Origin of the sequence: Halalkalibacter oceani (genome assembly GCF_023715605.1) — a bacterium.
Classification (GTDB): Bacteria; Bacillota; Bacilli; order Bacillales; family Bacillaceae_D; genus Halalkalibacter; species Halalkalibacter oceani.
Genome location: NZ_JAMBOL010000014.1, coordinates 58,907 through 79,835 on the forward strand (window position 1 = coordinate 58,907; position 20,929 = coordinate 79,835).

Genomic DNA, 20,929 nt, shown 5'->3' on the forward strand with positions numbered 1-20,929 from the left:
GCAATGGATTCACACGCCACAAGCCTGTTTTGAGACCCCCTTCACAACGAAACCTCTGAAAAAGCTGCTGAAAAAGTGAAAATCGTACTTTTTCAGCCCCTTATACTTCAAGCAGCTCTGCGACAATTTCATAGGAGCGCAAACGGTCCTGCTGATCATAGATTTGTGAATTAATGATCATCTCATCAGCTTCGGTTTCAGCAAGGAATTGCTCAAGCTTCTTCTTGACGGTTTCCTTCGTACCGACAAGGGTCGTACGGGAATCGAGCGATTGCGATAAGCTGGCAAGCTCATAGCTGCTAACGACTTCCTCCAAGTTCTCAACCGGCGGCTTCAATGGTGTCGGAGCACCGCGACGCAGGCTCAGGAACTGCTGTTGCTGAGAGGTGGCAAGAAACTGGGCCTTCTCCTCTGTATCGGCGGCAATTACATTAACGCCGACCATCGCATAAGGCTTCTTTAAAATTTCCGAAGGCTTAAAGTTATCGCGATAAAGCCGGAGGGCCGGCAACGTATACTCCGCAGCAAAATGGCTGGCAAAGGCGAACGGCAAGCCTTTATGAGCGGCGAGCTGAGCGCTGAAGCCACTGGAGCCCAGCAGCCAAATCGGAATATCAGCTCCCTCGCCTGGAAACGCGCGCACGCGGGCCGACTCGCCACCGGCAAAATAGCCTTCCAACTCCTCGACAAGCTCAGGAAAATCTTCTCCCCGGCTCTGCAAAGTGCGACGAAGCGCATAAGCTGTCGCCTGATCACTTCCCGGCGCCCGTCCGAGCCCGAGATCAATCCGACCCGGATACATCGCTTCAAGCGTGCCGAACTGCTCGGCGATCATTAGCGGCGCGTGGTTTGGCAGCATAATACCGCCTGAGCCGACGCGAATATGCTTCGTTGCTCCGGCAATATGGCCAATCACGACCGAAGTAGCTGAACTGGCAATACCGGGCATATTATGATGCTCCGCCAGCCAATAGCGGTGAAAGCCCCATTCCTCTGTATGCTGGGCCAGTTCAACGCTGTTTTTAAACGACTGACTCGCGTCGCTGCCTTCCGTAATCGGAGCAAGATCCAAAACGGATAATGGTATATTATGAAAATGTTTAGGGGTAAATGAGGTCAAGGTCTTTTCCTCCTTAGAAATACATCCTTCCTAAAAATGATACGGCTTTTTTTCTGCATCGTCCAATTAAACGGCTTGAGGCAGATGATTCTTTTGTAGCTTGCCCTGTATAAGGAGAATTTAGCGGATATCGGCGAAGAGTGATTTTAGTTTTTGTCATAGGAGGGGGGAATTGGGAGGAACTCGCATGAATGAGATGGGAAAAGCTACCGTTAAGAAAAAGAAAGGGGGTATGATTGGTTTCCCCCGAAAAGCTTAGAAAGAAAATAAATGCTTTATGGATCTATTTCTAATATGGGGCGGGATCCTCGGTTATTAATAAAGTGTTCGAATATATTAATGAGAACCGCAGGATTTCCGCACAATTAATGAGGTCGGAAGTTGAATGTGGCGGTTGTACTGAGGATTGCTCATTTTATTTAGTAAGGCATCAAAGGCGGTTTTTCCAATCGTGTCCGGTGGCAAATTGACATTTGTAATCGGCGGCTCAATAATTTCGGAAGCCTCAAAGTCACCAAATCCAATTAATGAAATGTCATCAGGCCATTTCAATGATAAATTCTTTAAGGCGGAAATCGCCCCAATTGTCATCAGGTCACTCTGGATGAATAAAGCAGTTACCTCGGGCTTGCTCTTTAATAGTCGTTCAGTTGCTCTCATTCCACCTTCGACAGTTCCGAAGCCTTGGGCAAAGTAATCCTCCCTATATGGGATACCGGCTAACTGCAGAGCTTCTTTGTAACCGTTGAGGCGGTCAATTGTCGTGGTAACATTCGGAAAGTTATAAACGACCCCTATATGCTTATGTCCGTGAGAGAGCAGATGATTAGTTGCATCAAAGCCGGCCTGGTAGTCATCGGCTGTAACACGGGGGATAGTCTCCAATTTAGGGTCGTAACGGTTGACTAAAACAATCGGAAACTGTTTGTCAATTAATGGTTGGAGGTAATCAATATTATTTGACGTTGGTGATAAAATTAATCCGTCCACCATTTGTGAAGAAGTTAGAAGCTGAATAGACTCCTGCTCATAATCAGCCTGCTCGTTTGTATCGATAAAAAGTAATCTATATCCATACTCTCGTGCTCGCTGACCAACAGCCTTCGTGATGTTCGTGATATAAGAATCTGGAAAACTTGAAACGATTAAAGCGGCTGTTTTTGTATTTTTCTGGCGCAGATTTTGAGCAGAAGAATTAGGCACGTAATTATATTTTTTAATCACATCCATGATTTTTTTGTAAGTTTCCTCTGAGGTAGGTTTTGTTCCATTAATGACTCGAGAGACTGTAGCTACTGAAACATTTGCTTCCTTTGCAATATCTTTCATTGTGACCTTCATTTTTTTGACTCCTTATGGGTAATCGTTTGCATAAAATGCTGGAAGATATCCTAATTAGTGCAATAAACTAATTCTAGTATATATGTATATTCTAACATAACTTTTAATAAAAGTGGTAAATTTAGTGCGAAATCAAGCGAATTTTGAAAAAAATAATTATCTAAAAATTCTTGACTTTATGAAAATAGCAGATTATGATTGTTCCTGAGGAAAACGATTTCCTGAAAAGTGTGTTCTTATAACATCTACGATTGGGAATGAATTAATTTGATTAAGGAGGCTTGGTTTATTGATCAGCTATTTTTATTTCACTTAATTTAAGCGCTTTCATCATCTGGTTCTTAAAAACAAAATCAAAGAAGGAGTGAATAAGGGTGAAGAAAATTTTTTTCCTGTTGTTGCTTAGCCTTAGTATGATGCTCGTAGGTTGCGGTTCTTCCGAAACAAGTGATGACGCAGAAAGCGCTGCGGAGCAATCTGGTCGAGAAGGAGACTCAAAGGATGTGGGAGGTGAAAGTATTGAATTTGGATTTGGTCATGCGATGGCTCCTGATCACCCAGAGCATTTAGCTGCCATTCGGATGGGAGAAATACTGGATGAGGAAACTGATGGACGGATCAAAGTAAATGTATATCCATCTGCTCAACTGGGTGGATCGCGTGAATTAATGACTGGAGTGCAAAATGGCAGTGTAGAAATGGTAGCAACGTCGACCTTTGGGACGGTAGATCAGCAACAGTTAGTTGTAAATCTTCCTTATTTGTTTGAAGATTTCGATCATATTAACCGCTTTGTTAATAGTGATATTTCCAAGGATTTGCTTGCGAGATTGCAGGATCATAATGTTTATGGTTTAGGTTTTTGGACAGTCGGATTTCGTAATATCGGGAATCGACATCAACCGCTTGAAACTCCAGCAGATTTAGATGGCTTGCTCATTCGTGCGTTTGAGGATGAAATGCTGAAGGACACACTTGAAGCTCTCGGTGCTGATGTAACTGTAATGCCGATTACAGAAGTCTATACTGCTTTGCAAACGGGCGCGATTGATGGAGAAGAAAATCCATACGTTATTACGGCCACTCAGAAGTTTCAAGAGGGTTACGACTACAAAACAGAAACAAGACACTTGAACAACTTTGAAATTGTGGCTGCCAATCTCGATTGGTGGAATGGTTTAGCAGAAGAAGATCAGGAAGTGATTCTCACTGCTTACAGCCAGGCGACGGAGTATTACAATCAGTTGCAACAAGAGGCAGATGAAACTTATAAGCAAGAGCTGATTGATGAAGGATTACAAATAAATGAAATTGAAGATTACCAGCCATGGATTGATGCGGTGCAGCCTGTGTATGAAAAGTGGGAAGGTACTTTTGGTCCTGATTTGATCAACTCTATTAGAGAACTGGGATGGGAGTAAAAATCGTTATACGCGCTGGGACCAGTTGTTCCAAAGGTTAGCAACTTTCTTGGAACATTCCCAGTCAGATTTTAGGGAGGTTTCCAAATGTGGATTAGGTATCTGAGCGGTAAGCTTGATAGCCTTACAAGGATTATCACAATGATTCTACTAGTGATTATGTTTATAAATGTATTTAGTACGGCTGCCTTGCGGTATGTGCTTGGAATTAGCTTTGTCGGTTCCTATGATTTTGCTCGTATCTTTTTTCTGTGGTGCACCTTTTTTGGAGCCTGCATTGTTTTTAAACAAAAGGAGCATTCACGTTTTGAGTTTTTTTACATTAAGACAAACAGAATGATCAGAAGAGCAATCGATCTGCTCTCTAATTTATTGTATGTAGGCTTTTTTTGCATGATTCTAGTTGTCGGGACACGACTGACGGTGTCCATATCCACCCAAGTGCTTCCAGCTTCAGGGGTTTCGGCTATTTGGCTTTATTTGCCGATTGTACTCTCAGCTTTTGTTATGCTAGTTCACGTTTTGAATTTTCTATATGACGATTTTTTCGGACCGAGAAATGAAGAAGAGGACGAAGATGAAGAGGACATGAATCGTCTAAGTAAGGGGATGAAGGCATGACACTCATTTTGGTGATTGTTTTATTTGCTGGTCTATCATTCGTTGGTATGCCACTGGCGTTTTCGCTTGGTATTGCCACTACGATCTCTGTGTTTTTTACAATGGATGTGCCGCTTCATATCATTGTTGAAAGAATGCTGCTTGGGGTGGACTCCTTCCTCTTTCTGGCTGTCCCTTTGTTTATTATGGCCGCAGGCATTATGAATCGGGCAGGAATTACGACAAGAATCTTTTCATTTGCAAGAGCGTTAGTTGGTCAGGTGCCTGGGGCTTTAGGTCATTCAAATGTTTTAGCGAGTATTATTTTTGCTGGGATTTCCGGCTCGGCTGTGGCTGACAGTGCATCATTAGGTAAGGTAGAAATTAAAGCAATGGAGGAACAAGGTTATCCTAAACCGTTTTCTGCAGCTGTAACTTGTGCCTCTTCTACAATTGGGCCTATTTTCCCACCAAGTATTCCGATGGTTATTTTCGGTGGAATTGCCGGTGTCTCTGTTGGTGAGCTTTTTTTGGGTGGTGTTATCCCTGGACTATTGATTGCAGTCTGTCTAATGGTGCTTATATACGTTATATCGGTGAGGGAAAACTATCCGCGCGATGAAAAATTTTCATTTGGACGTGCTGGAAGAACATTTATGTCGGCCTTTTTTCCATTAATGACGCCGGTGCTCATTGTTGGCGGAATTGTAACAGGAGTATTTACTCCTACTGAAGCGGCTGCTTTTACAGTGGTCTATGCGTTTATTTTAGGCTTCTTTATTTATCGTGAGCTGAAGCTATCAATGCTGCCTGAAATTTTTATGGAAACAATTATTACTTCAGCTGTTGTAATGCTCATTATTTCGGTTGCTTCTGCATTCTCTTGGGTACTTACAATGGAACAGCTCGGAAACCTCCTAGCGCAATGGGCTTCTGCTGTTGATAATCCATTACTATTTCTAGTTATTATCAATATTTTCTTGTTGCTGCTTGGAATGGTTATGGAAACGACCGCTGTTTTAATTATCATGACACCATTTTTTGTTCCATTAGCTCAGACGCTAGGTATCGATATGGTTCACTTTGGAGTGATGATGGTCCTCAATTTGATGATTGGCTTGTCAACTCCGCCGTTCGGGTTGGGACTTTTTACAACAAGTAAGATAGCTGATCTTTCCTTAGAGGCAGTAATGAAGTCGATATTACCTTTTATCCCGATTTTGTTAGTGGCATTGATTTTAGTCATCCTATTTCCGACACTTACAACCTGGCTGCCGTCTCTGTTGATGTAAGTGTTCAGAAATAGTCGAAGGGGGTGAGCGAGGAAAGGATTAGATAGCGTATTGAAAAACAAATCAACGATATGGAAGAAAGGAGATAGAAAGAATGTCAAAAACAATTAACCTTACTTTACCGCTTTATCCAGGGATGCCTGTCGGAAATGTTTGGGCTTGGGATGCTCCGTTTCGTCAAGAACCAATTGTAACTTTGGAGAACAATGGCGTCCGGATTGATGCTTTGTCCTTTCACTCCGAAACAGGTACAAGATTAATGATGGCAGCAACGATTGATGATGATGCACCGACAATTGGTGAGATTGAGCTTGATAAATTTGTCAATCGGGAAGCCGTGGTAATCGATATTCCGAAAGGTGCTGAGGAAGAAATCGTGCCGGAGGATATTGACAGGCATGTTGCCAATAACCCTGATTATCGTGTGGGTGATATTGTTCTCATTCGAACGGGTTGGGGAAATAATAAACGGTATGAGAAGTTAGGCGATGATTATGCCATTCAAACACCTCATTTCAGTGAGGCCGGGTCCATTCGGCTTGCTGAGGTAATGAAGGAGAAGGAAAGTGATACGGTCGCCATTGATGTTGCTTATGTTGGGTCATGTGGTTGGAAGCATATGAAAAAGGAGTGGGTCGACCTCCCCCAATGGCTTCGGCCGCCGTTCCCATCAGAAACAGCAAAGATCTATCTGAGAAATTATACGAAGGATAAGGCCTGGCCTGACTGGGCCGCTTCATGGCCACTTCACGCCCATGGCTATATCATCGCTGCTTTATGCAATCTGGATCAAATTACAAGCAAACGAATTAAACTGACAGCGCTGCCATTAATGGCAAGAGATTGTATAGGGGCACCTGTGACGGTTGTGGCCATTGAGGATTAAAGCTGGATAAAGGAGGGCTTTATCATGATGAAGATGGTTGACTTATCAATGACAGTAACAGACCATTGGCGCTGGAACATTAACCATGAGGTAATAGGTGATTTTAAGGATGGAGATGACTTTAGATCCTCTCGCTTACAAACAAGTGCGCATGCTTTTACTCATGTCGATACACCGTTGCACTGTAAAGAAAATGAGGCAACGATTGAGGAGCTTAGTGTAGATGCTTACAGTGGTGAAGCTGTAATTATCGATTTATCAGCGAAACAAGCGGATGAAGCAATTACTGTGGCTGACTTAGAAAATAGTAGTAGCTTTCAGGATAATGAAAAAATTATTCTATTAAAAACATGCTGGGATGAAAAATATAGTCCTTACAGTCGAGAATATTGGTCAAAAGCGCCATATGTCACAGAGGAAGCAGCCGAGTGGCTAAAAGAGCGTAGCCCAAAGGTAGTTGGCTTCGATTTTCCTCAAGATTACCCAATGAAGTTGATTGATGGTACTGGAAAATTTGGATTAAAGGACATGCCGACTCATCAGCTTCTATTGAACGAGGGAATTCTACTTGTTGAGTATTTATGCGGGCTTTCCCAAATCACAAGTTCCCGCGTGCAGTTTATTTGTTTACCAATCAAACTAAAGGGTTTTGAAGGAGCTCCAGCAAGGGCTATTGTGATCGAGAATAACTAAGAAACTAGGAAAGAAGTGGCTAGGAGGTAGTTTATGAGTTTTGCTGGGAAGACAGCAATTGTAACTGGTGGTGCAAGCGGGATTGGGCTTGAGACAGTGCAACTGTTTGCTGAACAGGGAGCATCTGTCGCGTTAATCGATAGTAACGAAGAAGCGATTAATGAAGCGGTGGAAGCAACGGTTGCTAAGACAGGTAACAAGAATATTATTGCGGTGCAAACGGACGTAGCTAATAGTATGCAAGTTGCGGTGATGGCAGAGCAAGTTCACGCAGCATTTGGACGAATTGATTGCTTAGTAAACTCGGCGGCAATAAGAGCTTCAGGGAATGCGATGACGTTAGAGGAACATATTTGGGATCAAGTGATCAATGTCAATTTGAAGGGCATGTTTTTAACAGCAAAATACTGCTTACCTAAAATGATTGAGGGTGGAGGTGGGGCAATTGTTCATATTTCATCCGTTCAAGCCTTTGCCTCGCAAAAAAATGTCGTTGCTTATACGACCTCAAAAGGGGGCATCAATGCCCTAACAAGAGCGATGGCCATCGATCATGCCGAGGCAGGTGTACGGGTCAACGCGGTATGTCCAGGAACAATTTATACTCCTGCGCTAGTGAAGTCAGCAAGTCGTTTCGACGGAGATGAAACGTTAAAAGCCTGGGGAGAGGATCATCCGATTGGAAGGCTTGGAGAAAGCAGGGAAATTGCTGAATTCGCTGTCTTTCTATGTAGTGAAAAGGCGAGCTTTGCTACAGGAGGCGTTCATACCGTAGATGGCGGTCTGCTTGCTAAGCTGCCTTGCGAATTACCTGAAAAATAAAAGAAAGTCAACATTTAAGGAGGAAGAAAAAATGGGAAAATGGATTGATTTAACTTTACCTTTGTATGATTATATGCCGGTAGGAAACGTGTGGGCGTGGGATGTGCCATTCCAGTCTACTCCGATTACGTCTGATTCATTTAACGGTTATGAACTAACGATGATTACAATGTTTTCTGAGACGGGAACGAGGCTGATGATCCGGGCAATGCAGGATCCAAATGCCCCAAAAGTCCATGAACTGCCTTTGGAAACTCTCATGATGAAAGATGCGGTTGTCGTGGAATTGCCATGTCAAGCCGATGATGAGCTTTTTGCGGCAGATGTTGAGGAAGCGTTCGCCAATGTTACCTTGGAAAAAGGCGATGCGATTATCTTACGTACTGGATGGGGAGATAATGAAAACTGGGTCAAGCTAGGTGATGATTATGCCCGGACAGCGCCACATTTTTCGAAGGAGGCTGCAGAAAAATTGGTAGAGATTATGAAGACAAATGAATCGGAGCTTGTCGGCACGGATATTCCATATTGGGGAGGAGGTAGAAAGTATCAGTTGCCGCAGTGGGCTTCAAAGCCGGCTTGGGAACGCAATCCGTTCCCGTCAGTCGAAGCAAAACGCTTTCTTGCCAATTATTCTCTTGAAAAAGCATATGAGGACTTTCCATCTCCACATATTCTAAATTCAGCCGATGTGATGTATATTGGAGCGATGTGTAATCTCGGGGAAATCAAGCAAACTCGAGTAAAGCTGTCAGTGCTCCCGTTGAAGGTGCAGGGAGCTCGTGGAGCAACATGCAATGTCGTAGCATTTGAAGAATAAGAAGAGAAAACGCAAAAATAAAGAGGATCAAAAAATGAAGAGTCTATCTCATTTAAGATCCTCTTTTTGCTTATACTAATGGTTGAGTATTGTTTTTCAATGGTGAATATATAGAAGTGAGACGACCTAGGACTTCTTCTTTTAGATTAAAAAAACAGGTAAGAAGCTAAACGGCTACTTATCTGTTTCTTTTAGATAGTGAAATACTTTGTCTACACTTACTACGTCTGCATATCGAGCATTTAAATCCATTAAAGTCACGTTTTGGATAGCATTTGAACGATCTGCGACAGCTTCTCTCGGGATAACCACGTTATAACCGTACTGGAGAGCATCTACTGCTGTTGCACGAATACTTCCACTTGTCGTTGTACCAGCTATGATAAGGGTATCTATTTCTTGAGCCTTCAGGAAATCACGAAACAATTCTGAATGGAAATCGCTAATATAGACTAACTTGTTTACAAAGTCATATTTTTTTTGGCTCAAGTCTTGATGAATTTGCACCCAATTACTGTTGGAGTCTAGCAATTGGATATTTGGAAACTTTTTACCCCACAATTCTGAGGCTTTTATTTGCGGATCGTACACGGTAATGCTGAAAATGACAGGGACTCTGAGTTGAGTTGCCAGGTCAATTAGCTTAGAGACAACTTCAATTTGATTATCGAGCTGACACACCAATTGTGAATAGGGCATTGTAAAAGCATTTGTAAGATCACGTATTAAAAGGGCTGGCTTGCTCCCGACCCCCAATTCCCCTGAAAACCCATTATTCGTATAAAGCTTTTGTACTTCATCAAGAGCGTATCGTCTTTGTCCCCCAGGTGTGTAAATGACTCTTAATCCATAACCTTCAACAAAACCGTCTTTTTCAAGTCTTCTTAAAGTACTTGGAGAAAGCCCGAGCATTTTTGCTGCTTCAGAAATATTTAATAAATCATCGTACATATGCATCCTCCCATAATGAAGCAGGCTAGCCTCATCATCATTAGAACAGCTTAGTTTAATCATAACACTAGAATTTTAAGATGTATAACTCATTACATTATAGTAGATAAATCGGCTAATTAAAAATCATGTTTGGCAGAAACAGAGATAAGGTTGGTAAATAAGTTATAAGGAGCAACCCTGCAAGAGCCACGATTAAAAACCTCATTATACCAGGTATCATCTCATGTACTTCCAGCCCCATTACACTCTTTCCTACAAATATGTTCAATCCAAAGGGAGGAGTAAAGGTTCCGATTGCTAAATTTAAAACCATGACAATTCCAAGGTGAATCGGATCTATCCCTAACGAAATGGCAGTTGGTAGTACGAGAGGGGCGATAACGATTAAGGCTATTGAAGCATCCAGGAACATTCCAAGTATCAACAAAACAATATTCAAAAATAACAGGAACATTAAGGATGAATTAAAATTGGAATTTAAAAACTCAGCTAATAATTGAGGCCCTTGTCCAACTGTCAACAGCCAACCAAACGCGGAAGCGGCTCCGATTAAAATCATGATTTGCGCTGACATAATTGCTGAGGATTTACAGATTAAGAATAATTTTTTGAGAGTAATTTCGCGATAAACAGCCATTCCGATAAAGATAGCATAGAGAGCTGATACGCCAGCTGCTTCAGTCGGAGTAAAGATACCCATTGAAATACCGACTATAATAATGATAGGGATCCCTAAGGACCATGCTGCATTTTTTGTACTCTGCCACAATACAGGAATATTAAATGGTTCACCTTTAGGAATTTTTTTGATTTTGGATACTGCGTAAATATAGATTAAAATGATTAAACCGAAAATAATTCCTGCTGATAACCCGGCCATAAATAATGAACCGACGGAAGTATTTGTAGCACTAGCATACAAAATAAGCGTGATACTAGGTGGAATAATCAAAGATATAGAGCCTGATTCTAATATTAGTCCGGTCGAAAAGGATTTCGGATATTTCTGCTTTAGCATTTCCGGATACATGATTTTCCCAATGGCAGCTACAGTAGCCGGACTTGAACCGGATAAAGCACCAAAAAACATTGCCGCTGTTTGTACCGTCATGGCCAAGCCGCCATGTAAATAACCTACTAAAGCCTGGGCCCAACGTAAAATCCTTTTTGATAATCCACCTACATCCATTGCATTAGCTGCAAGGATATAAAAAGGTAACGACATTAATACAAACTTATCAATCCCGCCAAATGTCCGTTGAATTAGCACCATTGGGTCTGTGCTGGTGAATAATAACATTGTGATCATCGAAGATAATAATAATGAAATATAAATAGGCGCTCCAACAATTAACAATATAAAAGTAAGTGCGATCAGTAAAGTAATCATTCCAAGCTCCTCCTCAGTTTAGTTTCTTACGACGTCTAAAAATAGCTGTTGACTATAGCGGAAAAACATCAGTAAGCCGGAAAGAGGCAATACAATAAAGATGTAGCTAATTGGAATATTAAGAGAAGGTGATCTCTGGTTGCTTTGAAACGAATGAAGGAAGAACTTAAAGGCAAAGTACGTAAAAAGCAGAGAAAATAAAATTGCAATAAGGGAGAGACAAATTGTTAAAGTCTTTTTAACCCAGCTATTAGTGAGGATATGCATAATGAAATCTACGCTAATGTGCATACCTTGTCTAATGCATACACTGGATCCGACAAACGTGAGCCAGACTATTAAATAGCGCACAAGTTCCTCTGTCCAAGAGATGCCGTATCCAAACATACGTAGAACGACATTGCATAAAATCAAAATAGCGGCTACCAGCATACAAATAGAAATTAAGCCATCTTCAACCCAATTAAGCCATTTCATACATAACCCCTCCTTTTAAATGGATAATAGAAAGCCTTAAGGGCGGGAGTAATAGCCCTTAAGGCTGTTTGTTTATTCCAGTTCTGCGAGTGCCTCCTGAATACTTGTTAGAATGGTTTCTTTTTGTTCAGTATCAATAGCACGTTCATATAATGGTAAAGACTTAGTCTGGAATTCTTGAATACCCTCATCATCTAATGTATTGACTTCCATGCCGCTATCAATTAATTCTTGTAAATTTGATTCATTTAGATCCTGATTCATTTGAGTTGAAAATTCTCGTGCTTCTTTTTCAGCTTCCAATATAAGCTCCTGGATATCGCTATCAAGATTCGTAAACCACTGGTCATTGGCCATCATGACATGAAATTGATAGGCGTGATTGGTAAGTGTTAAATAGTTCTGAACCTCATAATATTTCTGTTTTAAAATGGTGATTAAAGGGTTTTCCTGTGCATCAACAACCCCTTGTTGGAGTGATGTATAAAGCTCTGCAAAATCAATCGGAGTCGGATTGGCTTCCCATGCCTCGTATTGAGCAATCAAGGAGTCTGATGGTATAACACGTATATTTAAATTTTTCAAATTCTCAGGTGATTTGATTGGTTCAATATTACTTGTCATTTGTTTAAATCCACCTGCCCAAAGCCCGAGTCCTTTTAAGTCTGCTGAGGCCATAGTATCCAAAAGTTGCTGACCAGGTTCATTATTCAATACATCCCACATCGTGTCTTCCTCGGTAAATAAGAAAGGTAATTCAAGGATTTGCAGCTCCTCGACAAAACTACCGACTGTTGAAACAGGAGCAATGGACATTTGAATGGACCCCATTTGTGTCATTTCCGTTTGTTCTCTCATTGAACCCAGTTGCTGATTGGGGAAGACCTCAACTGTAATAGTACCCTCGGACTTTTCTTCTAGGAGTTCTTTGAATTTATATGCTCCTTCGGTAACGGTGTGGCCGTCAGGCTCAACGGTAGCTAGTTGAATAACCATTTCCCCGGAGGAATCCTGACTGGGGGGAGTTTCCCCCTCTGTGGTGACTTCTTCGTTATTAGTACCGCAGGCAGAAAGAATCAAAAATAGAAGAGTGAATAGAGGGATATATCTAAATTTTCTATATTTTTTGGACATAATTGTGCCTCCTAATATTTTAATTATCTATTGAAGTTCATATCTTCAAACATCATATTAAAACCTTCAATCATTGAAGTCCTGAGCAAGTGCTTTTTAGCCAGTGCCTCATTATCAGCAAGTTGGCGAAGTTGTTTTTCATGTGTGTCTATATCTTTAATCAACTGCGTGTTCTTGATCGTGTCTCGTTGTACGACCTCTTTGTTAATTTTCATTCGCCTTTCAGCAAATTGTTTAAAATGTTGCTCTGCGTCGCCACCTTGTTTTATTCTTTCAAACTTATCAACAAGTAAATAAGCGTCGTGTATTCCACTATTCATCCCCATTCCACCAAATTCGATATTGACATGGGCAGCATCACCGATTAAAACAACCCGTCCGTCATTCATTCTGTCCGCGACTAATTGATGTGTTTTATAAATTGTTTTGTAATAAATATCAAATCCATCCTTGACGATCCCAATTTCAGTCATTTTATTTCGGATAAACTCATTCGTTATTTCTTCCGTACGGTCATGGGAAATCGGAATAATAACTTTCAGCATATCGGGGTTTGTAATCATGTCGACCCACTCGTCATTATCTAAAAACATAGCTACACCGGCCAAATTGGGGAATCTATTGCTAATTTCATATTCTTTTAACCCCATTAACAAGTGGTAGGCAGGATTAGTATGACCTGTAAAGGATATACCCAGCTTTTCGCGAACAGAGCTCGAAATGCCGTCTGCGGCAACGAGGTAATCAAAGGATTGTTGAGTGATTTTCCCGTCAGTTTCCTTTGTGGTCAGCGTAACGGAATGTGAATCATGGTGAACATCGACTACTTCTGTTTCAAACTTTACCGTAGCCAAAGGAGACTTTTGCAAAGCCTCTAAAAATATTTGGGACAGGAATTGCTGATCAAAATGAAGACGATATGGAAACTTAGTGTAATCTCTAAGAAGATTTAACTGTAACTCTACAATTAGTTCCTCCGTTTTTCGGTTCCAATATTGAATTCGATCAACAACTCTTCCAATTTTTTTAGCTTTTTCAAATAAACCCCATTCATCCAAAATTTCTAAAGTTGGGGGATGGATGGTCGAGGCTTTAGGAAAAGTCGAAATAGAGGATCTTTTTTCTAGTAGTTCTACCTTCAGCCCCTTTCTTACTAATCCAACGCCAAGTGCTAATCCTATAGGGCCTCCCCCTACAATTGCTATTGTGTTCATGAAATTTCCTCCTAAAGGTAATTGTTTTCATAAATATCAGGATGAGAAAGCTGATATTTACGTTGGTTCAAATGATTTGATTAAATCTTATAAATCATTTATAAAGATTATATAAGTTTATAAAAGCTTCCAAACTTAACTATTTCTATTTAGGATTATAGTTTACGATATTTTATTAGTCAATATAATTTGTCAGATAACTTCACATCACTTTCCTTTCAACCGTTCTTTAATCTTCACTAATAGTCATAATGAACAACGATATTTTCAGGAAGAAGAGAAACTAGATAAAAAGGCTTTAGCCCGAAGGCAGTATCAGGCTAAGGCCATTTATAGGATTAATTGTGCCTTATAATCTTAAAATTCTAACAATTTAATTGATTTTAATTACGCTTTCTGACTAACTTAGCTTTAAGGATTTCTATTGGTGTACTGATGAACGATTCTCTGTAATGTTTCTCAGAAGAATAATTGACATCTGGAATTCGACGCAAAGGAACGGAAACTTCAAATTCCCGGTCGAATGGAAAGGGATCGACACTTATCTCACCATTGCCATTGGATTCTACAGATAAAAAGTGGTAATCCCCGTCTTTTGTAAACCGGACAGGACCAAGCTCTACTTTGCTTTTTGCATTTAGATCATTCAAGCAAATAAACAAAGACAACCGATCCATAATTTGAAACAGTTCATAATGTAACCAAATGTTATCTTCGAATTCGCGTCTTGACTGGTTAAAATTCCAAATTTCCTGTTTTATATCAACCCATTTTTTTTCTTGCTCTGAAATGGTTTGATGCATAAAGGGCTTTAATTCGGCCGGTGCTTTGTAAGTAAAAGTAGGATCGTAACCAAAACGACTAGTGTATAATCCAATCCAATGCATTCCTAACAATAAACCAGCATACTTATTCTGTTCTACGATTTGCTGATATCCTTTTCCATAGAAATCCACATGTTGTTTCAGGTCGACATCAAGAAAGTTAACCGGCCGGCTTTTCTCATGATCAAATGGGAGCAGGTCGTCAATTTCTGTCCATCCAACGTCATGATTTCCAATGGCCATCACTACAGCGTCATTCGGATCTGGTTTAGCGACGAAGTCATTTCCCCATCTTTGTGTTATTTCCCCAGCATGAATCATATGCTCATCCTGCCGGACTAAAACTAACTTACCGTTTTGCTTTGAAATTATCATGATCTTTCAACTCCTTCTTTTAAATATGTTTATCCATAAGTAATCATGGAGTCACTTTCGATAGAGAGTTGCACAAGTTTGTTCGGAGGCGACAACTCCACTTCTTTTCCGTCCAAATCGGCCGATGTAATACCACGCGAGTCACAAGAGATTTGAGATAAATAAATTTTGCCGCCACCAGATATAATAGCGTTATAGTAGCTTCGTAATTCCGGACCGAAGCCAAGTATGGTATCTAAGTGCTCATCCTTCAACAAATTAACAGCGGCACCGGCTAAAAACATAGACACTTGATGCCCTTCTTCGATAGCCGTTCTGGCAATCAAGAAGGCACGGTCTGCTTGAGTTGGCGCCTCAATTCCATGGGTTAAATGAATGCATACTTTGCTCATATTCTCCTCCTTACGAATTTTTTGCCGGGGAATTTACTGAATCGATTAATGTCCCAATAATTTCACTTGTTGTCATGACATCTGCATATTTTTGCTCAATATCAAACAGGCTCTGGGTATGGGAAGCTTTTGAACGATCCCCAACAGCATCTTTAACAACTATCGGGCAAAAGCCATGCTGAACAGCATCAACTACTGTCGATTTCACACAACCACTTGTCGTGCAGCCGGTGATCAGAAGTGTATCAACCTTTGCGTTATTAAGTAAGGAGACTAAATCTGTTCCAAAAAAGGATGAGGCGTACTTTTTAACTAATAAATCGTCCTGGGGCTGATAATCCAGCCTTTCATCGACTAAGACAGCTCTTGTGCCTTCTTGGAGTGTATTTAATCCTTCCATTTTGTTTCTCCAGATGTTTCTACTGTCTAAATAACTATTCGAATAAGAAATTGTCGTAAAAATAACAGGTATACTCTGTAATCTGGCAACCTTTATCAGCTCATTAGTATTCTTGATTTCTTTATCTAAATTTGAGCCCATAGGCATGTTTTCATCGGTAAATCCATTAATAAAATCAACAACAATAAGACATAAGCATGTCCCAAATCCTAACTTCTTTCCAAATCCTCTGTTCTCGAAAAATTCCAAATCCTTCTCTGACAATTGATTTCCCTCCCTGTATGCACCCCGCTGTGCTCTTTATTTAATAGTACCGGAAAGTAAGGAACCGGCATTTGGAACAATAGGCGCTACATTTAAATTTGATAATATCTCATAAACAGTCGCGGTTGCTGCTGATAAGACCGGTATTCCTAAAAGATCTTCAGCTTTTTGAACAGAGGGTAAGGATGGCATTTGTACGCAAGCTGAAAGAACGACAGCACCTGCCCCCTTACAATTTAACCGGGCAGCATGATCAATTAAATGAACGGGATCAAGCCTCCCTACTTCCAGATTGTCAGCGACTTCGAGACTAATGGAATCAATAACTTCAATTTCACTTGCTTCTAAATAATCAATAACTTGATTTGTCAAAGGTTTCATGTAGGGGGTAATGATGGATACCTTTTTTGCTTTTAATCTTTTAATTCCAGTAATTAATGCACCCGCACTGCTAACAATCGGAGCTCTCTCAGCATTTTCTTCTACTACCTTTGCCAATCGCTTTTCAGAGATTTGGTGATATCCGGGACCTTGACACATTATGGCGACAAGGCAGGCATAAGCAAGCACATCGCACCGGGCATCGGATAATTCTAGGGCACAACGATCACTATCTATGTCCATTTTTTTTAATTCTTCGGCGTTAACATGTTTCATTCTCATTCGTGCAGAATGAAAGGTAAAAGTCTCTGGGTGCTCCTTCATTCGGTTATGAAGCATGGCAGGTATTTCTGTTTCCATTGTCGTGTTAGAACTGGGCACAATTAAACCGACTCTGAAATTATTACTCATAAATAACATTCCTCCTTAATTAATTAAACTTACCAAACTTATTCAAAGATAAATTTAATTACATTTTATTATCAAAATTTATTATTGTCAATTAATTCTGTCAAAGATGAATATTATCTCTCAAACAATTTTGTTTTTGATAAGGTCAAACGGTTTTCTATATTGGAAAATGAGAAGATAACTTGTGTCAAAAGATCAATAAAGGTATGCTTAGCAGAACTTTTGAGAGAAGTATTCAGGGAATTTATTTAGAAAGTCAAAACTATTTATTATTCCTTTACGAATATATCCATGAGGAGCAAAAACGAAGCAGAAGCGAGTGGACAGGATGAAGAAAGAAGCAGCTTTAATTAAAAAAATTAAGCGGAAACAGGATAAAGAGGCGGCGAATGAATTAATTTCTTCCTATTATAAAGAAATGTACCGCTTCCTTTATAAGCAGACGTTGCAGAAAGAGCTGGCGATGGATTTGACGCAGGAGGTTTTTATTAGTGTCCTTCAATCGATTCAAACCTTCGATCAGCGCAAAGCTTCCTTTCGCACGTGGCTGTACAGGCTGGCCACGAATCGCATTATTGATTACTACCGCTCCAAATATTATAAATACCATCAGCTGATCGACCCGATTGAGGAGGAGAGCCTCAATGATGAAGAGGATTTCACGATAAGGCTCGAGCAGCAGCAGGATTTGGAAAAGGTGGTGGCGGTCGTTAATCAGCTTGATGCCGGTTCGCAGGAAATCTTTCGGCTGAAGCTGTTTGCCGAGTATACGTTTCGCAATATAGCGGAGGTTCTTGATTTGCCTGAATCAACGGTGAAGACGAAATTTTACACGGCGCAAAAGTATGTCAAACAGGCTTGGAAGGAGGGAGCGCATGAAGGATAACAAATTTGAGATTGATTATCCGGCTGAGCAGGAGATAAAGGAAGAGATTCAAGCAATTGTTGCGACGGGACTAGAGGAAAAGGATTCCTTTTACCGGCATTTGATTAAGCTTTATCAGCAGGTTGGCTTCAACCATTTGTTTCATAATCGAACAGAGCTGTTTTTCTTATTTTTCACCGCGATCACCTTGCTTGTCTTTATTGGAATCAGCGGGCAAAGCTCGATTTTGCGGACAGATGCTCATCTTTATTCATTTCTCTTTATTACCTCGCCGCTTTTGTATATTTTGAGCTGTCTTCTTTCCTTTTTAAAGGTGTACGAGCATCAGACGTATGAGGTAGAAATGGTATGCAAGTGGAGCTTCTACGATTTGACCGCGTTTAAAATGCTGATGTTCAGCTTTGTTTCTTTATTTGGAAATGCCGTTATTATTGCCATCGTGGCGCCATTTTCGGGAATTAATCCACTCTTTGCCCTTCTTATTTCGACGGTTGCTTTGTTCCTGTTTTCAAGCTTTTCGCTTTATGTTGTTTATTTTTTACGTTCGCGTTTGACGAAATACGGGTTCGCTGCCGGCTGGGTGGTCATGAATCTGCTGCTGGCGGGGTACAGTGCTGAGTTTTATCAGTTGTTTCTCAGCCGGATTCCCGTTGTTATTTATTTGCTTCTTTTTGTTGCGAGCGCGGGAATGTATGTTGCTTCATTAAAGAAAATGATTGGACGAAAACGAGAGGGCGTGATGTAACATGTTGGCTGTTCGCCAGGTTGAGAAAAGCTTCAGTGACATGAAAGTGCTGGAAAATATTAATCTTGAATTCACCAACGGGGTGTACGGACTGCTTGCCCCAAACGGAGCCGGCAAGACGACATTGATCAAAATGCTCGTCACGCTGCTGTTTCCGGATCGTGGCGAAATCCGCTATAAAGGCGAAAATATAAGGAAGCTTGATGAAAAATATCGCGCGGTGCTCGGTTATTTGCCGCAGCAGTTCGGCTATTACAAAAACTATACGCCAAAGCAGTATTTACGCTATTTGGCAGCCTTGAAAGGAGTAGAGGCGAGACAGGCCGATGAGCGAATTGCGGAGCTTCTGGAGCTGGTCGCGCTTAAAGACGTCGCCAATAAAAGGCTGAAAAAATTTTCAGGCGGGATGCTGCAACGCGTCGGGATCGCCCAGGCGATGCTCAATGACCCGGAAATTCTGATTCTCGATGAGCCGACCGCCGGCCTCGATCCAAAAGAGCGGGCGCGCTTCCGTAACCTGATGTCGGAGCTTGCCCGTGATCGTATCGTCATCCTCTCGACTCATATTGTTTCCGATGTTGAATCGATCGCCAATGAAATTATTATGATCAAGGACAAGCAGGTGCTCTATAAAGCGCCGATCGCTGAGATTTGTCACGTTGTCGCCGGAAAAGTATATGAAACCACGATTGAATTTGCCCAGGCACCGGCCTTCCGCCAGCAATATATTTCTCTCGCTGAAAAGCAGGAGGAAGGGCAGATGAAGGTGCGCTTTATTTGCGAGGATCAGCCGCGCCCTGAATGGAAGGCAGCCGCGCCGACGCTTGAGGACGTCTTTCTTTACATTTATCGTGATGAGGTCGAACAATGAGGATTTGGCTGCTGGAATGGAAGAAGATTGTCAGCGCCCCTGTCGTTCCTTTGCTTATGCTGCTTTTTATCGCCTTCAATCTTTATTTGATTTTGACGATGCCCCAGGACCGGGATGAGCTGGCTCTGCTAAATACGCTCGTTGATCAATACGGCTATCAAATTGATGAGACGATGCTCGCTCAGTGGAAAGCAGATCTTGATGAAGAACAGCTTCTGTTGGAGGAGGAAACGGGTCATTCGTTGGCCGATCTGGAGCTGGCGGGGGAAGCGGAGAAAGCGCGCTGGTTTGAGTGGATCGTCCAAGACGCGTATTACCAGGCGGCGGTTGAGCTTGAGCAAGGCGCTGAATCCATTGCGATGGACGAAATTGCCGAAGGGGAGATTATGAAGTACGGTCTTAGCGGTACAGCGGCGGAGACGATCAGGCAGCAGTACCGGGCATTGGCGGAACGGGAAAGAGAGGCGGGCGAGGCCGGGGAACAGAATACGCTGTTTTTTTACGGCGAAGTGTATGAAATGCACGCCGCTTTATTTCAAACCATTTTCCGCTCTCTGCTTAATGAATCGCTGATTCTCATTGTCCTGATGACGGGCTTTTTGCTGACGTATGAATTTGAAAACCGCACCGCCTTTGTGACCTATACGACGAAAAGGGGCAGACGGCTGCAGCTGGACAAGCTGCTCGTGTCGCTCGGAGCAAGCCTCCTTGTCACCACCATCCTCATCGGCTCGACCTTGGCGGCGTATTTTCTCAGGTTTGATTACAGCGGGCTTTGGCATGTGCCGATCAGCAGCCAGTTCAACAGTGAATCAGGAATGACCTATCTTTCATGGTGGAGCCTGTCATTTGCGGAATATTTATTGGCTTCCATAGTGCTTGTTTATCTTTGCCAGCTGCTGTTTACTGCTTTTACGGCTGTGCTTGCTCTTTTTATTCGCAACAGCTATCTCGTCTTTCTTACATTTGCGATTATCTTTGGCGCAGTGGTGCTTTTGCCCGGCATTGTCCCGACATCGTCAAATCTATTGTTTGTCACGATGTTTACTCCCTTTACGCTCATTCTTAACCCGCATATATGGTGGACGGGCAATGGAACATTAACGATCTTTTCCTATTATGAACAGGCAACGATTCTCAGCTGGACGATTATAGTAGCTCTTGCTTCAATCTTTGCACTGAAACGCTTTGGCAAATCCAATCTATAAAAGGAGAA

At 41.6% G+C, this 20,929-nt stretch carries 22 protein-coding genes; 11 read left to right on the top strand and 11 right to left on the bottom strand.

What is annotated here, in order from left to right; all coding sequences use genetic code 11:
• Positions 1-100: 100 nt before the first annotated feature.
• Both M3202_RS14905 and M3202_RS14910 read right to left on the bottom strand, forming a co-directional pair.
• The gene (locus M3202_RS14905; RefSeq protein ID WP_251224112.1) at positions 101-1,120 is read right to left on the bottom strand and encodes an LLM class flavin-dependent oxidoreductase; all 1,020 of its coding nucleotides are present in this window, start codon (positions 1,118-1,120) and stop codon (positions 101-103) included.
• Between the two features lie 336 nt (positions 1,121-1,456).
• Complete coding sequence (locus M3202_RS14910; RefSeq protein ID WP_251224113.1) at positions 1,457-2,461, bottom strand: LacI family DNA-binding transcriptional regulator; 1,005 nt, start codon at positions 2,459-2,461, stop codon at positions 1,457-1,459.
• Between the two features lie 374 nt (positions 2,462-2,835).
• Between M3202_RS14910 and M3202_RS14915 the strand changes: the two genes are divergently transcribed.
• The 7 genes from M3202_RS14915 to M3202_RS14945 all read left to right on the top strand — a co-directional run bounded on the left by M3202_RS14915 (position 2,836) and on the right by M3202_RS14945 (position 8,995).
• Entirely contained in the window at positions 2,836-3,882 is a 1,047-nt protein-coding gene (locus M3202_RS14915; RefSeq protein WP_251224114.1) for a TRAP transporter substrate-binding protein, read from the top strand.
• Between the two features lie 87 nt (positions 3,883-3,969).
• Positions 3,970-4,503 (top strand): TRAP transporter small permease, encoded by a 534-nt coding sequence (locus tag M3202_RS14920; RefSeq protein ID WP_251224115.1) that lies wholly within the window; start codon positions 3,970-3,972, stop codon positions 4,501-4,503.
• Positions 4,500-5,774, top strand: coding sequence for a TRAP transporter large permease (locus M3202_RS14925; protein ID WP_251224116.1), 1,275 nt, complete (start codon positions 4,500-4,502; stop codon positions 5,772-5,774). Before M3202_RS14920 ends, M3202_RS14925 begins: the two co-directional genes overlap by 4 nt.
• Positions 5,775-5,868: 94 nt before the next feature.
• On the top strand, positions 5,869-6,660 hold the full coding sequence (locus tag M3202_RS14930) for a cyclase family protein (RefSeq protein ID WP_251224117.1): 792 nt from the start codon (positions 5,869-5,871) through the stop codon (positions 6,658-6,660).
• Positions 6,661-6,684: 24 nt separating this feature from the next.
• Entirely contained in the window at positions 6,685-7,353 is a 669-nt protein-coding gene (locus tag M3202_RS14935) for a cyclase family protein (protein WP_251224118.1), read from the top strand.
• A 33-nt stretch (positions 7,354-7,386) separates the two neighbouring features.
• Positions 7,387-8,175 (top strand): SDR family NAD(P)-dependent oxidoreductase, encoded by a 789-nt coding sequence (locus tag M3202_RS14940; RefSeq protein ID WP_251224119.1) that lies wholly within the window; start codon positions 7,387-7,389, stop codon positions 8,173-8,175.
• A 31-nt stretch (positions 8,176-8,206) separates the two neighbouring features.
• On the top strand, positions 8,207-8,995 hold the full coding sequence (locus tag M3202_RS14945) for a cyclase family protein (protein WP_251224120.1): 789 nt from the start codon (positions 8,207-8,209) through the stop codon (positions 8,993-8,995).
• Positions 8,996-9,169: 174 nt separating this feature from the next.
• Here the strand turns inward: M3202_RS14945 and M3202_RS14950 are convergent, their stop codons facing one another.
• The 9 genes from M3202_RS14950 to M3202_RS14990 all read right to left on the bottom strand — a co-directional run bounded on the left by M3202_RS14950 (position 9,170) and on the right by M3202_RS14990 (position 17,211).
• Positions 9,170-9,946 (bottom strand): isochorismatase family protein, encoded by a 777-nt coding sequence (locus M3202_RS14950; RefSeq protein ID WP_251224121.1) that lies wholly within the window; start codon positions 9,944-9,946, stop codon positions 9,170-9,172.
• Between the two features lie 115 nt (positions 9,947-10,061).
• Positions 10,062-11,339 (bottom strand): TRAP transporter large permease, encoded by a 1,278-nt coding sequence (locus M3202_RS14955; protein ID WP_251224122.1) that lies wholly within the window; start codon positions 11,337-11,339, stop codon positions 10,062-10,064.
• 18 nt (positions 11,340-11,357) lie between these two features.
• On the bottom strand, positions 11,358-11,816 hold the full coding sequence (locus M3202_RS14960) for a TRAP transporter small permease (protein ID WP_251224123.1): 459 nt from the start codon (positions 11,814-11,816) through the stop codon (positions 11,358-11,360).
• Between the two features lie 72 nt (positions 11,817-11,888).
• The gene (locus M3202_RS14965) at positions 11,889-12,950 is read right to left on the bottom strand and encodes a TRAP transporter substrate-binding protein (RefSeq protein ID WP_251224124.1); all 1,062 of its coding nucleotides are present in this window, start codon (positions 12,948-12,950) and stop codon (positions 11,889-11,891) included.
• Between the two features lie 23 nt (positions 12,951-12,973).
• Positions 12,974-14,164, bottom strand: coding sequence for an FAD-dependent oxidoreductase (locus M3202_RS14970; RefSeq protein ID WP_251224125.1), 1,191 nt, complete (start codon positions 14,162-14,164; stop codon positions 12,974-12,976).
• A 383-nt stretch (positions 14,165-14,547) separates the two neighbouring features.
• Positions 14,548-15,363, bottom strand: coding sequence for a DUF3891 family protein (locus tag M3202_RS14975; protein WP_251224126.1), 816 nt, complete (start codon positions 15,361-15,363; stop codon positions 14,548-14,550).
• Between the two features lie 29 nt (positions 15,364-15,392).
• Positions 15,393-15,755 (bottom strand): DsrE family protein, encoded by a 363-nt coding sequence (locus tag M3202_RS14980; protein WP_251224127.1) that lies wholly within the window; start codon positions 15,753-15,755, stop codon positions 15,393-15,395.
• A 10-nt stretch (positions 15,756-15,765) separates the two neighbouring features.
• Complete coding sequence (locus tag M3202_RS14985) at positions 15,766-16,419, bottom strand: isochorismatase family protein (protein ID WP_251224128.1); 654 nt, start codon at positions 16,417-16,419, stop codon at positions 15,766-15,768.
• Positions 16,420-16,455: 36 nt separating this feature from the next.
• Positions 16,456-17,211, bottom strand: coding sequence for a maleate cis-trans isomerase family protein (locus M3202_RS14990; protein ID WP_285890521.1), 756 nt, complete (start codon positions 17,209-17,211; stop codon positions 16,456-16,458).
• Between the two features lie 328 nt (positions 17,212-17,539).
• Here M3202_RS14990 and M3202_RS14995 point away from each other — a divergent pair, with 328 nt between their 5' ends.
• From M3202_RS14995 to M3202_RS15010, 4 genes are read left to right on the top strand one after another with little or no spacing between them, the layout of a single operon-like run.
• Entirely contained in the window at positions 17,540-18,097 is a 558-nt protein-coding gene (locus tag M3202_RS14995) for an RNA polymerase sigma factor (RefSeq protein WP_251224129.1), read from the top strand.
• A complete protein-coding gene (locus M3202_RS15000) occupies positions 18,087-18,842 on the top strand; it encodes a hypothetical protein (RefSeq protein WP_251224130.1) in 756 nt (251 codons plus the stop codon). Before M3202_RS14995 ends, M3202_RS15000 begins: the two co-directional genes overlap by 11 nt.
• Before the next feature lies 1 nt (position 18,843).
• Positions 18,844-19,713 carry an ABC transporter ATP-binding protein gene (locus tag M3202_RS15005; RefSeq protein ID WP_251224131.1) on the top strand — a complete coding sequence of 290 codons (870 nt, stop codon included), beginning with the start codon at positions 18,844-18,846 and terminating at the stop codon, positions 19,711-19,713.
• A complete protein-coding gene (locus M3202_RS15010; RefSeq protein WP_251224132.1) occupies positions 19,710-20,921 on the top strand; it encodes a hypothetical protein in 1,212 nt (403 codons plus the stop codon). The genes M3202_RS15005 and M3202_RS15010 overlap by 4 nt, the downstream gene beginning before the upstream one ends.
• Positions 20,922-20,929: the final 8 nt, after the last annotated feature.

Excerpts from the sequence above, each read along its gene's own strand:
- M3202_RS14990 (WP_285890521.1), bottom strand. The coding sequence starts at position 17,211 with ATGAGTAATAATTTCAGAGTCGGTTTAATTGTGCCCAGTTCTAACACG.
- M3202_RS14910 (WP_251224113.1), bottom strand. The coding sequence starts at position 2,461 with ATGAAGGTCACAATGAAAGATATTGCAAAGGAAGCAAATGTTTCAGTA.
- M3202_RS14965 (WP_251224124.1), bottom strand. The coding sequence starts at position 12,950 with ATGTCCAAAAAATATAGAAAATTTAGATATATCCCTCTATTCACTCTT.
- M3202_RS14955 (WP_251224122.1), bottom strand. The coding sequence starts at position 11,339 with ATGATTACTTTACTGATCGCACTTACTTTTATATTGTTAATTGTTGGA.
- M3202_RS14930 (WP_251224117.1), top strand. The coding sequence starts at position 5,869 with ATGTCAAAAACAATTAACCTTACTTTACCGCTTTATCCAGGGATGCCT.
- M3202_RS14925 (WP_251224116.1), top strand. The coding sequence starts at position 4,500 with ATGACACTCATTTTGGTGATTGTTTTATTTGCTGGTCTATCATTCGTT.
- M3202_RS14975 (WP_251224126.1), bottom strand. The coding sequence starts at position 15,363 with ATGATAATTTCAAAGCAAAACGGTAAGTTAGTTTTAGTCCGGCAGGAT.
- M3202_RS15010 (WP_251224132.1), top strand. The coding sequence starts at position 19,710 with ATGAGGATTTGGCTGCTGGAATGGAAGAAGATTGTCAGCGCCCCTGTC.
- M3202_RS14995 (WP_251224129.1), top strand. The coding sequence starts at position 17,540 with ATGAAGAAAGAAGCAGCTTTAATTAAAAAAATTAAGCGGAAACAGGAT.
- M3202_RS14935 (WP_251224118.1), top strand. The coding sequence starts at position 6,685 with ATGATGAAGATGGTTGACTTATCAATGACAGTAACAGACCATTGGCGC.
- M3202_RS14980 (WP_251224127.1), bottom strand. The coding sequence starts at position 15,755 with ATGAGCAAAGTATGCATTCATTTAACCCATGGAATTGAGGCGCCAACT.
- M3202_RS14945 (WP_251224120.1), top strand. The coding sequence starts at position 8,207 with ATGGGAAAATGGATTGATTTAACTTTACCTTTGTATGATTATATGCCG.
- M3202_RS14950 (WP_251224121.1), bottom strand. The coding sequence starts at position 9,946 with ATGTACGATGATTTATTAAATATTTCTGAAGCAGCAAAAATGCTCGGG.
- M3202_RS15000 (WP_251224130.1), top strand. The coding sequence starts at position 18,087 with ATGAAGGATAACAAATTTGAGATTGATTATCCGGCTGAGCAGGAGATA.
- M3202_RS14960 (WP_251224123.1), bottom strand. The coding sequence starts at position 11,816 with ATGAAATGGCTTAATTGGGTTGAAGATGGCTTAATTTCTATTTGTATG.
- M3202_RS14920 (WP_251224115.1), top strand. The coding sequence starts at position 3,970 with ATGTGGATTAGGTATCTGAGCGGTAAGCTTGATAGCCTTACAAGGATT.
- M3202_RS14940 (WP_251224119.1), top strand. The coding sequence starts at position 7,387 with ATGAGTTTTGCTGGGAAGACAGCAATTGTAACTGGTGGTGCAAGCGGG.
- M3202_RS14970 (WP_251224125.1), bottom strand. The coding sequence starts at position 14,164 with ATGAACACAATAGCAATTGTAGGGGGAGGCCCTATAGGATTAGCACTT.
- M3202_RS15005 (WP_251224131.1), top strand. The coding sequence starts at position 18,844 with ATGTTGGCTGTTCGCCAGGTTGAGAAAAGCTTCAGTGACATGAAAGTG.